This is a genomic window from Bacteroides sp. 3_1_13, assembly GCF_001185845.1.
GTDB classification, from domain to species: domain Bacteria; phylum Bacteroidota; class Bacteroidia; order Bacteroidales; family Bacteroidaceae; genus Bacteroides; species Bacteroides xylanisolvens.
On the sequence record NZ_KQ236956.1, the window covers coordinates 1,239,769 to 1,255,388 of the forward strand.

11 protein-coding genes are annotated in these 15,620 nt (G+C 40.1%); 4 read left to right on the top strand and 7 right to left on the bottom strand.

Translation table 11 applies throughout. The features are described from left to right. Nucleotides 1-162: 162 nt before the first annotated feature. A complete protein-coding gene (locus HMPREF9009_RS17635) occupies nucleotides 163-1,314 on the top strand; it encodes an ISAs1 family transposase (RefSeq protein WP_008018700.1) in 1,152 nt (383 codons plus the stop codon). Nucleotides 1,315-1,351: 37 nt separating this feature from the next. Here HMPREF9009_RS17635 and HMPREF9009_RS17640 read toward each other — a convergent pair whose 3' ends face one another. From HMPREF9009_RS17640 to HMPREF9009_RS17665, 6 genes are all read right to left on the bottom strand, one after another. Beyond that, nucleotides 1,352-3,211 carry a right-handed parallel beta-helix repeat-containing protein gene (locus HMPREF9009_RS17640; RefSeq protein WP_049702871.1) on the bottom strand — a complete coding sequence of 620 codons (1,860 nt, stop codon included), beginning with the start codon at nucleotides 3,209-3,211 and terminating at the stop codon, nucleotides 1,352-1,354. Nucleotides 3,212-3,246: 35 nt separating this feature from the next. Next, nucleotides 3,247-5,343 carry an aceric acid hydrolase gene (locus tag HMPREF9009_RS17645; RefSeq protein WP_049702872.1) on the bottom strand — a complete coding sequence of 699 codons (2,097 nt, stop codon included), beginning with the start codon at nucleotides 5,341-5,343 and terminating at the stop codon, nucleotides 3,247-3,249. A 140-nt stretch (nucleotides 5,344-5,483) separates the two neighbouring features. Beyond that, a complete protein-coding gene (locus HMPREF9009_RS17650; RefSeq protein ID WP_004318385.1) occupies nucleotides 5,484-6,218 on the bottom strand; it encodes a DUF5131 family protein in 735 nt (244 codons plus the stop codon). Between the two features lie 421 nt (nucleotides 6,219-6,639). Continuing rightward, a complete protein-coding gene (locus HMPREF9009_RS17655) occupies nucleotides 6,640-8,589 on the bottom strand; it encodes a protein-disulfide reductase DsbD family protein (RefSeq protein WP_049702873.1) in 1,950 nt (649 codons plus the stop codon). Nucleotides 8,590-8,647: 58 nt separating this feature from the next. Beyond that, nucleotides 8,648-9,139 (bottom strand): hypothetical protein, encoded by a 492-nt coding sequence (locus HMPREF9009_RS17660; protein ID WP_032848910.1) that lies wholly within the window; start codon nucleotides 9,137-9,139, stop codon nucleotides 8,648-8,650. 2 nt (nucleotides 9,140-9,141) lie between these two features. After that, a complete protein-coding gene (locus tag HMPREF9009_RS17665) occupies nucleotides 9,142-10,392 on the bottom strand; it encodes an RHS repeat domain-containing protein (RefSeq protein WP_049702874.1) in 1,251 nt (416 codons plus the stop codon). Nucleotides 10,393-10,569: 177 nt separating this feature from the next. Between HMPREF9009_RS17665 and HMPREF9009_RS17670 the strand changes: the two genes are divergently transcribed. Then, entirely contained in the window at nucleotides 10,570-11,733 is a 1,164-nt protein-coding gene (locus HMPREF9009_RS17670) for an IS4 family transposase (RefSeq protein ID WP_049702635.1), read from the top strand. A gap of 12 nt (nucleotides 11,734-11,745) precedes the next feature. Here the strand turns inward: HMPREF9009_RS17670 and HMPREF9009_RS17675 are convergent, their stop codons facing one another. Next, complete coding sequence (locus HMPREF9009_RS17675) at nucleotides 11,746-13,518, bottom strand: RHS repeat domain-containing protein (RefSeq protein ID WP_157446488.1); 1,773 nt, start codon at nucleotides 13,516-13,518, stop codon at nucleotides 11,746-11,748. 233 nt (nucleotides 13,519-13,751) lie between these two features. Here HMPREF9009_RS17675 and HMPREF9009_RS17680 point away from each other — a divergent pair, with 233 nt between their 5' ends. After that, nucleotides 13,752-14,984 (top strand): site-specific integrase, encoded by a 1,233-nt coding sequence (locus HMPREF9009_RS17680; protein ID WP_049702876.1) that lies wholly within the window; start codon nucleotides 13,752-13,754, stop codon nucleotides 14,982-14,984. Nucleotides 14,985-15,001: 17 nt separating this feature from the next. Further along, on the top strand, nucleotides 15,002-15,394 hold the full coding sequence (locus HMPREF9009_RS17685) for a hypothetical protein (RefSeq protein ID WP_049702877.1): 393 nt from the start codon (nucleotides 15,002-15,004) through the stop codon (nucleotides 15,392-15,394). The last annotated feature ends 226 nt before the right edge of the window (nucleotides 15,395-15,620 follow it).

The window sequence follows — 15,620 nt, forward strand, 5'->3', positions numbered from 1 at the left end:
GAACGAATCACGTATTACAGTTAAACAGGGTCGACGCATTATATTTTTTACTATCTTACAACTTGTATTTTATTTTTATATTATTGACTATTAGTGTATTATCTATTGTATATGTCGATTATTTTCCTTATCTTTATAAGATATTATAAAACATAAACTAACATGAAAATTGGCATAATTGACCTTTGTAAACAAATAGAAGATCCTAGGATGAACCGCAAAAAAGTACATAAAATGGAAACTATTATCTATATATCCATTGCTGCTGTAATCTGTGGCGCCCAGTCTTGGAATGAGATTGAGGAATTTGGCAATGCGAAAATTGCTTTTTTCAAAAGTCGCATACCTGACCTGGAGTTCATCCCTAGTCATGATACTTTTAATAGATTCTTCAGTATAATAAAGCCCGAGTATTTTGAGTTGATCTTTCGTAATTGGGTAAAACAAGTTTGTCAGGAGGTGAAAGGCGTTGTAGCTATAGATGGCAAGCTCATGCGTGGTCCAAGCCAATGTGATGGAGAGCATACTACGGGAAAAGAAGGATTCAAATTATGGATGGTTTCCGCCTGGTCTGCCGTTAATGGAATTTCTTTAGGTCAGGTAAAAGTAGATGATAAAAGCAATGAAATCACAGCTATTCCATTGTTGATTAACTCTTTGGAACTAAGTGGTTGTATTGTTACAATTGACGCGATGGGATGCCAGAAAGATATAACCCAGACCATTATTGAGCGTGATGCAAATTATATTATAGCTATAAAGGAGAATAAGAAAAAAAATTATCAACTAGCTAAACAAATTATTGACGATTATCAGGATAGAGATGAAATAATCAATAGAGTCACCAGGCATGTGTCGGAAAATACCGGACATGGAAGAGTTGAGAAAAGAACCTGTACTGTAGTCAGTTATGGTTCTATAATGGAGAAAATGTTTAAGAAGAAACTTGTGGGGTTGAAGTCTATTGTAGGGATAAAGTCGGAGAGAACAATAGTAGCAACAGGAGAATATACTCAAGAGGTCAGATACTATGTAACTTCACTTGATAATACCAAACCGGAGGAGATTGCATCTGCCATCAGACAGCATTGGTCTATTGAGAATAATCTTCATTGGCAATTGGATGTTACCTTTCGAGAAGACTACAGTAAAAAGGTGAAAAATGCAGCCAGAAACTTTTCGGTGGCAACAAAGATGGCACTTACCATACTAAAGAAGGATAAAACAACAAAAGGAAGTATGAATCTGAAAAGACTAAAAGCCGGATGGGATGAAAAATATTTGTCACAACTTTTACAGAACAATAATTTTTAATGCGTCTGCCCTGTACAGTTAAATGACTTGTCAATACCTACTGAATATTTAGTAAATCCTTATATCCTGCTTCCAGTCCCGCACGTTCACGAATAACACTATCCACTTTCGGGCCATTGTTTTCCCATACATTTCCCGGACCATTGGCATTTTGCAGATACTTCTCTCCTTCTGTCCAATTATCACGTACAGTGATAAAGGAAGAACCTTCATCCGTATAAAGATAGAACCAGTGATTAGGATCGTGTACATACCCCGGCTTATAAATACTATGCACGCAATTCTCCGTTACATAACTTTTCGGCTGCGAACCGAGTGTGTAAATACCTGCCACATCATACATGTGTTTCGCATAATGATGAATCAGATTGGCATGTACTCTGTTATTACGCATACAATTCACAGTTTGCGTCCATCCCCAACCAAGACTGATACCACTATAAGGCACTTCACTGATTTCATTATGCTCGATATTGACGTCTCCTACATATCCCGCAGCAATGGCAAGGCATCCCCAATCTTCATTGCCTATTTCCGTGAAATAACAATTATTGATTTGTTGCTGTGTGCATACTTCCCGACGATCAGCAGGATCGTATGGCAAATGCGTCTCATGGGCAGCCGGAGAAAAACTGCCGACTAACAGACCATTTCCGGCAATATCGCGGAAGAGACAGCCACGAACAACACCGCCTTGCACCGCTTCTTCATAATCCAATCCGGTTGAACCTAAATGCTCGAACCGGCAACGCTCGAAATCAATCTGCCTTGCAGCAGCCACACGAACAGCAGCTGCGGGACGTCCCAACCATCCTTGGTTATCCAACGGATGATTCAAGTAATCCCGTTGCATTTTCGGATCAATCCGGTAACCATCTGTCAGATACATACCTGCCTGAAGAGGTACATGTCCTTTTTCTGACGGACGCATCCATGTAGTATAGGAAAAAGTAATTTTCTCGAAACGAATATGACACACAGGACGATCCACAGTTCCTTCCACCCGTACTAATGTCTCAACAGCAGGTACGATCACTTTCGCCTCCTGCATCTTCTCTCCTTCCCGTGGATAATAATATATCTTACGGGCATCTATATCATGATACCATTCTCCGGGTACATCCTGCAATTCGCGGGCATTTGTCAGATAGAAAGCAGAATTATGTCCGTCTGTCGTCACCATCGGACGCGGCCAGGGATGCTCAAACTGAATCCGACTTTCCGGTTGATGAAAACGTATTGCCGCGCTATCTCCCTGCACTTCAACTGAACGAATCCGAAGATTGGCAACACACCACATCTGATGTAATACCATCTCGGCATATTTAGCTTTCAAATTCCCTTTATTATCAATAAGCCTGCGAATGGAAACTGCAGGTACATAAAGAATTTCATTCTTCTCATCCACACTGCAAATGCGATTCATCTTTTCGAAATCCTCCACATCACGGGCACGAACTGCCTTTTTTCCATTCACCCACAACTGGCGGAAATCCAATGGACGTCCATTAAATACCGGTACATCTGCTACCCAAACTTTCCCTTGCTTCTTCCAGCCATTTATGCTGATTCCTCCACTCAATATCACTTTTTCATCGCCTACCGAGCGAATGATTGTGGGCGATTCTTTGGTTCCGCTATCTTCCGGACGGATAAAAAACGGTTCATGGAAGGCATAGGTTCCACCTTCCATATAGATTGTGATTCCACCTTGAATACGGTTATCCTCTGTCCTGCGCCATTCTCGTGCTTGTCGTAAGGCAGAAGTCAGCGTGGCTTTAGGAGATTGACGAGTTCCGTCGTTGAAGTCACTACCCTTGGGAGAAATCCATATCTCACCGGCCAATAGCCAGTGACTGCACAAGATACATATAGCCGTTACAAATAACTTTTTCATGATTTTTTTCATTTCTGTATACTAAACAATCCGGACTATCTGGCAAGAGGCATCCATACAGTCATTTCTCCCTTTTCTCTGTTTCCCCAGGCATAATAAGGAATCAAACGGATATTTACTGTCTTTTCAGCCTGAACAACCGGCCGGTAAAGCACTCCTTCCCACGAAGTTGCAGATGCCAGACGTGCCATTCCTTCAAGTGCAACAATCGGACTGCCTTCAATTGTGATTTTCTTCGGAGTTAGTTTTATATCAGCGGGAATCAATACGTTATCAATCTTTTCCCCGTTTGCAATATCCATACTTTCCAGACAGTAAACCAACGGCCCGCGCTTCACGACCACCTGATTACGAATCTCCTCTGCTAACGGATGGGCTTCGAGCAAACGGACAGGCATATCCATCACCAGCTCCACTACATCCCCCTTCTTCCATGTACGATTTACTTCCGCATACGAATTTGCCTTTGCATTGGTTTGCAGCGGCTGTCCATTCACTGTGAGCGTAGTCTTTTCGCACCATTCAGGAATACGTAAGAAGAGCGAGAAAGCACCCGCCTTACGAGGAACTCTATCCAACGTTACGCGTACCTTTCCTTCCCAGGGATAATCCGTCTCTTGTGTTAATGCCAGCTCTCCTTTGTCTTTCCAAGTCGTAGTCAGCGTATTTGCACCATACAAGTTACAGTAAATGCCTTCCGGACTCAATGTGTAGGCGTAATTCTGTGCCTGACACAATGTACGCAATGTATTCGGCGGGCAGCAGAAACAACTGATATATTCCGTCCGTTCTTTCGGCCAACGAAGCGTGTAAGGAAGATCGGCACTGATACGAAGCGGATTGGTATAGAAATATTTCTTTCCGTCCAGACTGATACCGCTCAATACGCTATTATAAAGACAAGTCTCTACAAGATCAGCATATTTCGCATCCCCTGTCACTTCCAGCATACGCCAGTTGAAAAGCATATTTCCGATATTGGCACATGTTTCATTGTGCGCTGTACTATTCGGCAACTGATAAGGACGTCCGTAGCTCTGATGTACCTTCTGAATACTATCCGGCTCATAGCAAGTCCCGTCCGGTGACGTTCCATCATAAAGAGCACCACAAGCTCCGGTCACGTACATCTTCCGGGTGACAATATCATTCCAGATACTAGTCAGATTTTTCATCAACTGTTGTTCGCCTGTCTCGGCATATACATCCGCTACTCCTGCATACAGATAATTTGCACGTACGGCATGCCCCATTGCACGATATTGGTCGCGGAAAGGAATACGATCCTGATTATCATCCGTTCCGTTTTCCACCATACCGCGAATATCAATCAGGTTCTTCGAAAGTTCCAGATAACGGGGATTTCCTGTGGCACGATACATTTCGACCACTCCCATATAATGTGAAGGGCAAATGGCATTGCGAGCCAGTTCGGCAGAAGCCGTTTCGTAAAAGTGGCAAAGAAAATCTGTCGCTTTCACAGCAGCATCAAAAAGAGTAGTCTTTCCGGTGGCACGACGATGCACAATACCCGCCATCATCAGGTGTCCCAGGTTATATGTCTCAAAGTTCAGCCGATTGGCAAAAGCTCCTTTTTCATTCTCGTCACCTACTTTCGTTCCAATGACCGTTTGTTTATGCTGATCCCCTAATGCATGAGAGTCAATACCTTTATTCAGTTCTTCGATAACAACAGGCGTATGTATATAACCGTCTGCACGTTGGGCTTTTACGACACAAGTAATAAAGTTATCCATTAACTTATCCAGTTCCGGATCTTTGTTGACAGCATAGACAGAAGCCACACCCTCCATCCATTTATACATATCTCCGTCATGGAACGGAGGTCCCCAATGTTCACCCTTACACACACCAGCGGCAATCTCAAAATTACGGAAACCGTGAGAGATCTCCGGCGTGTTCCAAGTGTTCCACATACTTTGCAGGGAAGTCCGGCTAAATACCTGAAAGCGATCTCCCCAGAATCCATCTGTCCAATGTACGGCACTGATTCCGGTATTCGCCATCTTCGCAAAACGGCTCTGACTCATATCCGTCAATCCATTGCTTTGCGCAAGTGCTCCCGTAACGGAGGCGGAAGCTAAAAGAAGTAACAGTTTTATCTGTTTCATTAATATGGATAATTTAAAATTTACACAATATCTTTATAAAAAGACGTGATTATCCGTATTTTGTACTCAATAAAACGAAAGCGAAGATTGCTAAGCAACCCTCGCTTTCAGTAAAAAAGATCTATATTAATCTTTATTTCTTATTTATCAGGTGTATAATTCAACTCCGCCTTTCTCGCCTGCGAATGTTGAAATTGTCGTGCAACCTTATACTCATGTCCGTCTTTTAATAAATAACTCCCTGTCTGCTTAAACCAAAAACCGACATTCGCATCTATACATTGCTGCCGGATATCCAATACCCACTCGTAATCACATACCCGGACTTCTTTTCCTGACTCTCCTCCTGCCACTACCTGTTCCACCCACTCTCCCAGCTCACCTCTGAAATCAATCCGACTAAGAAGCGGCTCGCAGATAATGATTTTATGTTTAATAGGGATTTCTTTATAAATAGGTAAACGATAATCCACTCTATCCTGGTTCTCCATCGTGCAGCAGATGGTCACATTGTCATAGCCATCTCCCCAATCGGGAGGCAGACACTGTTGCAACCGGTCTATCCTCTTAGTGATAAAGAGGAAACGAAGATCCTGCCGTATCCGCATCATCTCCCACGCTTCGGCACGCCATTCATCTGCATCTTCAATGAGAAAATCTGAAGTAAAACAGGTATATACCAAATTCCCCGAAGGTATCTTATACGTACCATTCTTTTTACGCTGCAAGGGTAAATCGAACTTTTCTGTCTTTGCCACCACCGAACTGTCTTTTCCATATTTACCATCCGTCCGGTATACATAACAATGACGGCAGCCTTCACTTAATTTGTGACAGCCGTGCCATAGATTCCACATTGAAGCTTTTTCACCCATCTTCTTTTTTCTTCAAAAATATATTTAATATTACATATACATAACTATAAAAAGAGTGCACCTTATTCTTTATCAGAAAAAAGGTGCACCAAAACACAAACAAAACAAACAATAGAGCGACCTTCACAGGCAGCCGATCCACGAGGGATCTTTATCTTAATCTGCCCATCTTGACAAGGGCAACATTCACATTTTCAGATCATGTAATTCAGAGCATCACAGCAGAAATTTTCGCCCTCATGCTGCTTATATGTCAGACACAAATATTATTATACAATTTGCTCTATTAAACCCGATGTCACTTTACAAAGATAACACTATTCTATGTATTTCTATGAAAATGCCCAAAAAGAATTATTCTTTTTCTCATTCCAAACTTTAGCTATAAGCCATAACATACAAGCTGAATGTCTAATATCCATCATTTCACATATCGCTCCAGCCCTTCCTGCAGGAACTCTATATATTTTGGAATATCTTCATTGTATGCATAAGATTTATTCAACGGATTACCGTCATTATCCAGCAATACATAAAAAGGTTGGGCATTTGCTCCAAACTTCACCCGTTGCAGATAGCTCCATTTATCGCCTACTGTTCGTAAAGTGCGTTCCGTATCATTCTCCACAACATTTATAGGCTCATTCAATGGAGTTTTATCATCCACATACAAAGAGATAAGTACATACTTATCATTGATGATACCACCCACTTTACTATCTGTCCATACAGCCGCTTCCATCTTACGACAATTCACACAACCATATCCGGTAAAATCGATCATCACAGGCATTCCCTGTTGTCGTGCATACTCCATACCTATTTCATAATCCTTGAATTTGGGGTGGACCTCATTCGAATATAAATTAAAGTCCTGTGTCATCACAGGAGGAGCAAATGCACTGACAGCTTTCAAAGGTGCCCCCCAAAGTCCGGGAATCATATATACAGCAAATGCTAAAGAAACAAGCGCAAGAAAGAAGCGCCCCACGCCTACCCTGTTTTCATCACCGTCATGCGGAAACTTGATCTTTCCCAACAGATATAACCCCATTAGTCCGAAAATCACAATCCATAACGCAAGGAAAGTTTCCCTATCCAGGATTCTCCAGCCATAGGCTAAGTCCGCAACCGACAAAAATTTCAAAGCAAAAGCCAGTTCCAGAAAACCCAATGTCACTTTAATTACATTCATCCACCCTCCTGACTTAGGCATTGATTTCAGCCACGAAGGAAAAAGAGCAAACAGTGTGAATGGTAAAGCCAAAGCGATGGCAAAGCCTAACATTCCGATAGCAGGAGCAATCACGCTACCTGTCGTAGAAACCTGTACGAGCAGAAAGCCGATAATCGGCCCTGTACAAGAGAAAGACACTAGAGATAACGTAAATGCCATCAGAAAAATGCTTAATAGGCCACTCGTCGCTTCCGCTTTGCTGTCCACTGCATTGCTCCATTTAGAAGGTAAAGTAAGTTCAAATGCTCCAAAGAAAGAAGCTGCAAAAACAACCAACATCAGGAAGAAAAGAATATTGAATACGGCGTTTGTTGATAAAGCGTTCAATGCACTGGCACCAAATATTAAAGTAATTGCTAATCCCAGTGTTACATAAATCACGACAATTGAAGCACCATAAGTCCATGCATCCCGAATTCCTTTCTTCTTATCCTTGTTTCTTTTCAGGAAAAAACTCACAGTCATAGGAATAATCGGCCATACGCAGGGAGTGAACAAAGCCAATAATCCGCCAAGAAATCCAGTGACAAAGACATACAACCAAGATTTATCCTCTTGAGAATGTTCTTCACCTAACACCTGTAATTCATTGATTACCGGTTTCCAAAGATCACTTTCCGATTGCTTCTCTACCACATTTACCGGAGCCTCTTCTTTCCCTTTTACAACTATTAAATCTGCTTCTGCTTTTTTCCCATATTTAAAAGGAATTTGAGTCGGAGGTAAACAGCTCTCATCGTTACAAGCTCCAAACTCCAGAAACCCATCCATAAAGTAATCATTTCCTGTAAATTTCACTTTTTGGATAAACTGTACCGTATCTTCAAAATAGCGCACATTCATCTCGAACATCTTATCATAGATGCTGATTTCTTTTCCAACAGGTTGCAATTTACCCATTGTTTCTACATGATTACTCGCATTGATGTTGAAAGTAGCGGAAATAGGTCCATCATCCCCTAGCCCGGTCGAATACACATGCCATCCTTTCTCTATCGAAGCAGTAAACACGATTTCCGCTTCCGTTTCAGATGTCATTTTCAACTCATTTTTGAACTTTACAGGCTCTTTGATTTGTGCTTGTATATTTCCGATTGTGTACCAACCCAATAATAAAAATAAAATAATTCTCATTTTTCTAAGTTCTAAATTATAATCTATTATACAACAAATTTATTTCACTGTTTATATTCTATTGTGCTCGTCGGTCTCTTATATCTTTCAGCATCTCTATATATTCTGGAGAAGGATTCTTATTAGAGGTATCTGCATTTGATGGCGGGGGTATCACTTTGATGAATAAGAAGATGCAGAATATTACCCAAATAAGATTTATTGCTAAAAAAATCCAAACTTGCTTCATACGTTGTCGTTGTTTTTCTTTAGTTTCATTACGATATTTATCAGCAATAGACAAATATTGTCCATCACTAATAAATAATCTATGAGCAACAAAAGTGAATATAACAGCCAAAAGTATACCTAACTCTTCATTGTTTGGTACTTCCAATGAATGTAATACTCCAACTATTGGGCCAACAAAAACAAAAGTAAACAATGAAGTCGGTAGTAATAACCCTGCTACTTCTGGCGACCGCTTTTCTCCCCACAATCTAAGCTGCCATATATATGTTCGATAAAACAGATATTCATATATCTCATATATTTGTTTAAGTATATTCATTCTCAATATATTTTTTTATATGGTTCAACATAAGTATTATCAGATGAACAGAAAGTCGGTTCTGTTATCGGACAAAATATAAATCCATGAGGAGCGAAAGTCATAGAATAATACATTGTTCCCACAATCATTCCAGGAGGTCCACCATAAGTAGAAATATATCCGAAAACAATATTTGCCGAAGATTGGAATATAAGTTCGTAATTATTTTCAGAAGCATTGTTCCAAATTACAACTCCATTAATTACAGCATCAAGACAGAACATATATTTACCAATTTTCTCTAAACGTAGAGCCTTTTTCATCACAGTACTACGAGCCCCTGTATATTGGTTACCTCCCCAAGATGTTTTGTACCATTTACCATCCATTCCACGCCACATTCCATCATGTACACGCGAGTAAGCTTTTATTCCAGTATATGTCCCTACTGCATAATTTATCATAGAATAAGCATCACCTACACTAGGAATGCCAGTTTCCTCTTTTTTCGGAAGCTTCCCATGAATTGTGATTTCCCCATCACTTATAGTCCCATAACTACTCAAGTCATAGCTACCATTGTAAGAAAATACAGCAACTCCATATACTGCATAGGCTCTAACAAACTCATCATGAGTTAGATAAAACCAATCATTACTTACAGAATAAGGTTTGCCAAACATATTCTGGCCATCCTTGTATAAATTAAACATCCGGTCTATCAAGTCAGGGTCAGACGTACTCCACATATCTTCTCCTGTTAAATCAATCCATTTTAATGGATTGCCATTACAATAAGTATAAGGATTAATTATATAATTCATGGCAGCGTGAGGATCAACACTAATAAAGCAACCAATTAAAGGATCATAGATTCTCGCATTCATATTAATCAGGTTCATTTCATCAATATGCTCATGAGTTGTAAATCCACGTCGCGTAATACGATAAGAATCGATCAATTCTATAGAAGTCAATTTCTCGCCAGTCAATGGATTGCGACGTTGCCCCCATGCGTCATACCCCAACTGTTGTACTACATTCCCTTGAAAATCAGTCAAGCATCGAATAGAACCTAAATTATCAGAATAGACAAAATATATAGCCACCTGATTTTCAGTAGTCTTTCTTAAAGCTACCAAATTTTCACCTGCATAAATATAATCAATATCAGTCGATTGGTTATCAGTACATTCTTTTTCATAATTAGAAAAATAATATTTAGTTAATCGTACAATACCATTTTCTTCCAACACCGCTTTTGCACGCATCTCATTTACATCATAATCATAAGTCCATATCTTATCTTTTTCTTGTATTGTAGCATTGCTGTCCCATTAAAATCTAAAATAGCTCTTTGAAATATTTGAAATTTAGTTAGTTACAGCGTTTTTTCGATTAAACGGATTTCAATTTGCATTTTTGCATCTCTGAAAGGAGATTTGCAAATGCATAAAGAAAAATACGTTTTCTCTCAACTAGTGTCATTCTTAGATAGGAATAAGTTCAACTACATTGTGCGCAAGTATGATGGCGACAAATATGTGAAGCACTTCACCTGCTGGAATCAGCTACTTGCTTTGATGTTTGGTCAACTTTCTAATCGTGAAAGTTTGCGAGATTTGATAGTTGCTCTTGAAGCTCATCATTCCAAATGTTATCATTTAGGGATGGGTAAAAACGTATCAAAGTCATCGTTGGCAAGAGCAAATCAAGATAGAGACTATCATATCTTTGAAGAATACGCTTACTACCTAGTTAGCGAAGCACGGCAAAAGCGTGTTAATCATATTTTCAAACTTGGCGGTAACGTTTATGCTTTTGATTCGACAACTATCGACCTGTGTCTTTCAGTCTTTTGGTGGGCTAAATTCCGCAAGAAGAAAGGAGGTATCAAAGTGCATACATTATATGATGTAGAAACACAGATCCCTGCATTTTTTCATATCACGGAAGCATCCGTACATGATTCTAAAGCTATGATTGAAATACCTTATGAACCAGGTTCTTATTACATCTTTGACCGCGGATACAACAACTTCAAGATGCTGAATAGGATTCATCTGATTGAAGCCTACTTCGTTGTCAGAGCAAAAAAGAACCTTCAATGCAAATTCATCAAATGGAAACGCAGACTGCCTAAGAATGTGCTTTCAGATGCGAGTGTTCTTCTGACTGGATTCTATCCTAAACAATACTATCCAGAGCCTATTAGACTTGTTAAATATTGGGATGAGGAACAAGAAAGAGAGTTCATATTCATAACCAATGCCATGCATATATCTGCGCTTCAAGTGGCTGAACTTTATAAAAACCGCTGGCAGGTAGAGCTGTTTTTCAAATGGCTCAAGCAGCATCTTAGAATCAAAAGATTTTGGGGTACTACAGAGAATGCCGTTCGAATACAGATATATGCTGCAATATGCACTTACTGTTTGGTGGCAATCATTCAACACGATATGCAACTGGATAGAAGTACATATGAAGTGCTACAAATATTGAGCATCTCATTGACTGATAAAACTCATCTGAAAGACCTTTTTGACAAAACTAAATTTCAAAATGACAAAGAACGATTCGGACCAAATGGGCCAAGTTTATTTAATTTTTAATTTGTCCCAATTTTAATGGGACACTAGTGGTATTGTAGCAATACGATTATTTGTTGAAAAGGTTAATATCTGTGAAGGATAATAATCTCTTTCTGACACTGTGGATATGCTATGAATTCGAGATTTATCGCTAGTATATAAATAACTCCCTATGTCGGATTTTGATGCAATCCGATAACCGGAAGAATATGAAACCTCTTGGCCTGTTTTTCCTTTTCTTTCAGATGCAATAAGCCTTTCATAAGTATCATAGCTGAAATGCTCATCAAATCCTTTCCATAAATCATCCGTATAAAACTTTTCTTTACGTGAAAGCATCAAATCACGATGATCATATTGATATAAAAAATCAATAACGCCCGGAGAATAAATATGTGTATATTCTCCACGATTATTATACGTATAATCTACTGTTCGATTATCTCCATTAATAACCTGTGAAATATATCCCAAAGAATCGACCTTCGTGCGTTTCCATAGAATTTTTGAATCGCCTGTAGTTATATCACGAATCTCAACCAATTCACAAAATCTATCATCATATACATTCTTTTGCTTGAAACCAGACGGAGAAGTATACACTGATAAACGTCCAAAGTTGTCATACTGATATTTCTTGACCATCGGTATCCCTAATGTCGTTTTCTTTTCTTCAATAACCCGTCCTATATTATCATATAAATATTCCAGTTTATGTGATAATGATTCAATTCCTTTTAGCCAACCAGTAAGTGCGTCATAAATATAATGAACAGTATTTTTTCCTGTCGTTTTTGTTATTATTCTTCCCTCTTTATCATAAGCATATTCAATCTTATTTCCTTGACCATCAACTTCTTTAACTAATTCATTGAAATTATTATATTCATATGTCGATTTACCTGTAGAATTATTGAAATGAGAAACTCTCAATCCATAATCTGTATATTTATCCTCTGTCGGGTATCCTACCGTTCGTACCTTAATTAAGTTATCAGCACTATCATATTGGTAAACTATTGAATCACTATTTTCAATTTTTAATACAGGTAAAGCAGTACGATTATATATCATTGTTGTAACAATAGAATCAGTAGTAGATACATTAGTTATTACAGCTTTTACCTTTTTCCCTCTCCTGACATTTGGATCATAATAAACATAGTCTATAGTTTTTCCATTTTTGCCCACATCAACTGGAGATGATATTTTCTCTTGTATAATACGATTCTTATTATCATAATACATTTCTTTCGAATTTACTAAAACTTTCCCTCTATATGAATACAACTTTTCTGATAACCCTTTTTCGTTATAAAAAATATCAATATGCTCATGTGTTCCATTTAATAGAACTTTTTCTTTTCGAATTTCTCTCCCCAGACAATCGTAGTGTATGGCATTATTAAAAATAATACTTTTTTCTGTATTTCCATTCAATATAACATAATTCGCAACATAGAATCCTTGTTTATCACGTCCTCCTCTTATTGCTTTCCGGACTGAAACAGTACCATCGGGAGCCTTAATTTTATAAGGTCTGAATAAATCATCATAAGTATAATATGTTTTCAGATTTCCCGGTCCGGTATTAATAAGAGTATTTCCGTAGACATCAGCTGTATTAGTTGAGATTAAGCCTGTCGGAGATATAGTCTTACTCCGATGTAAAAAGTTAGTATCATATTCATAAACAAATTGTTTTTTAGTGATAGAATCTTCTATACTCTCCGCAACCAAAAGACCACATACATTATATTGATATCTTTTAAAATAAACACATAGCGAAAAAGCAAATTTGGGCAAAGCGTAGCGAATTAGCTGATACAGCGTTCGTTACGCTTTGTTTTTCTATGGAGCAGAGCCAACGAAATGCCACCTCGAAGCCAAACGGTGCAGAAGTTCAGTTACCACCTCATTACTCCCGTAACGGGTGCAGATTTCTTGCTAAATACTTCTGTTTCTGCGTTTTGCGTCGATTTGCATAGCTGTCGGTAACTCACTAATAACTAATTTTGTAACCCAAAAAAGGAGTGAGTATGCGAAGTACATTCAAGGTATTATTTTACGTGAAGAAAGGCAGCGAGAAGCCGAACGGCAACCTGCCTCTGATGTGCCGTATCACGGTGGACGGCGAGATTAAACAGTTCAGTTGCAAGATGGACGTTCCCCCACGGTTGTGGGACGTGAAGAACAGCCGTGCTTCGGGCAAGAGCGTCGAAGCGCAGAGAATCAACCTTGCGGTAGATAAAATCCGTGTGGATGTAAACCGCCGTTATCAAGAACTGATGCAGACGGACGGTTATGTTACCGCCGCCAAACTCAAAGACGCCTATCTCGGTATCGGCGTCAAGCAGGAAACCTTGTTGAAGCTGTTCGAGCAGCACAACGCCGAGTTTGAGAAGAAAGTCGGACACAGCAGGGCGCAGGGGACATTTACCCGTTATCGGACGGTCTGCAACCATATTCGGGAGTTCCTGCCCCATGCCTACAAGCGTGAGGACATCCCGTTAAAGGAACTCAACCTCACATTCATCAACGATTTCGAGTATTTTTTGCGCACGGAGAAGAAATGCCGCACCAATACCGTGTGGGGCTACATGATTGTGTTGAAACACATCGTTTCCATTGCGAGGAACGACGGGCGTTTGCCGTTCAACCCCTTTGCGGGATATATCAACTCTCCCGAAAGCGTGGATAGGGGCTACCTCACCCAAACGGAGATACAGACGCTCATGGACGCACCGATGAAGAACGCCACCCATGAACTTGTACGGGACTTGTTCGTCTTTTCTGTTTTTACGGGTTTGGCGTATTCGGACGTGAAGAACCTTACCATTGACCGCCTGCAAACATTCTTCGACGGCAATCTGTGGATAATCACCCGAAGAAAGAAAACCAACACCGAATCGAACATCCGTCTTTTGGACGTTCCCAAGCGTATCATGGAGAAATACAAGGGGCTGGCAAGGGACGGTCATGTTTTCCCCGTTCCGAGCAACGGAAGTTGCAACAAGATACTTAAAGAGATAGGCAGACAATGCGGCTTCAAGGTACGTTTGACCTACCATGTTGCACGCCACACGAACGCTACGACCGTACTTTTATCGCACGGCGTACCCATCGAAACGGTGAGCCGTCTTTTAGGGCATACCAACATAAAGACCACCCAAATTTACGCCAAAATCACCGCCCAGAAGATAAGCCAAGACATGGAAACCTTGTCGCACAAGTTGGAAGATATGGAGAAGAATATCTGCCGAGCCATCTAATTAAAAACAGAATCCCGATGAAAGAAAAAAGGAATATTATCACGATGGACGAGCAGGGCAATATCTTCCTGCCGAACGATATAGGTGCAACCGCCATGACCGAGTGGGAAATCTGCGAACTGTTCGGGGTTATCGTCCCGACGGTTCGGGCAGGGATAAAGGCACTCTGCAAAAGCGGAGTTTTGAGTATATATGACATAAAGCGCATTATCCGCATATCGGACAGATACAGCGCGGAGGTTTACAACCTCGAAACGATAGCCGCCCTCGCTTTCCGTGTCGAATCGTTCGGGGCGGCGAAAGTCCGCAGGGCATTATTGGAAAGGATTATACACGGGCGAAAAGAGAAAACGACGGTATTCGTGTCGGTTGTTTCGGACGGCAAGCCCAACAGCCGTTGGAAAGCGTGATGATATACCAACATATCAACATACCAACATGCAAACATACCAACATACCAGCATACCAACATGCAAACCTATCACTATGGTGATATATATTGCAGGTTCTATTCCTCTTTTCAGAGGAAAGCGGAGCAATCATTTCCGTTTACAAAGGCAAAGCAAGCACGGGGCTTTATGTCGGCTAAAAGGTCAAGCGGCTGCGCCGTTTCCCGATAAATCTTCCTCTCGCTTC

Excerpts from the sequence above, each read along its gene's own strand:
- HMPREF9009_RS17665 (WP_049702874.1), bottom strand. The coding sequence starts at position 10,392 with ATGCGTGCAAAAGCGGTGTTGGAAGAAAATGGTATTGTACGATTAACT.
- HMPREF9009_RS17655 (WP_049702873.1), bottom strand. The coding sequence starts at position 8,589 with ATGAGAATTATTTTATTTTTATTATTGGGTTGGTACACAATCGGAAAT.
- HMPREF9009_RS17670 (WP_049702635.1), top strand. The coding sequence starts at position 10,570 with ATGCATAAAGAAAAATACGTTTTCTCTCAACTAGTGTCATTCTTAGAT.
- HMPREF9009_RS17660 (WP_032848910.1), bottom strand. The coding sequence starts at position 9,139 with ATGAATATACTTAAACAAATATATGAGATATATGAATATCTGTTTTAT.
- HMPREF9009_RS17685 (WP_049702877.1), top strand. The coding sequence starts at position 15,002 with ATGAAAGAAAAAAGGAATATTATCACGATGGACGAGCAGGGCAATATC.
- HMPREF9009_RS17680 (WP_049702876.1), top strand. The coding sequence starts at position 13,752 with ATGCGAAGTACATTCAAGGTATTATTTTACGTGAAGAAAGGCAGCGAG.
- HMPREF9009_RS17645 (WP_049702872.1), bottom strand. The coding sequence starts at position 5,343 with ATGAAACAGATAAAACTGTTACTTCTTTTAGCTTCCGCCTCCGTTACG.
- HMPREF9009_RS17635 (WP_008018700.1), top strand. The coding sequence starts at position 163 with ATGAAAATTGGCATAATTGACCTTTGTAAACAAATAGAAGATCCTAGG.
- HMPREF9009_RS17650 (WP_004318385.1), bottom strand. The coding sequence starts at position 6,218 with ATGGGTGAAAAAGCTTCAATGTGGAATCTATGGCACGGCTGTCACAAA.
- HMPREF9009_RS17640 (WP_049702871.1), bottom strand. The coding sequence starts at position 3,211 with ATGAAAAAGTTATTTGTAACGGCTATATGTATCTTGTGCAGTCACTGG.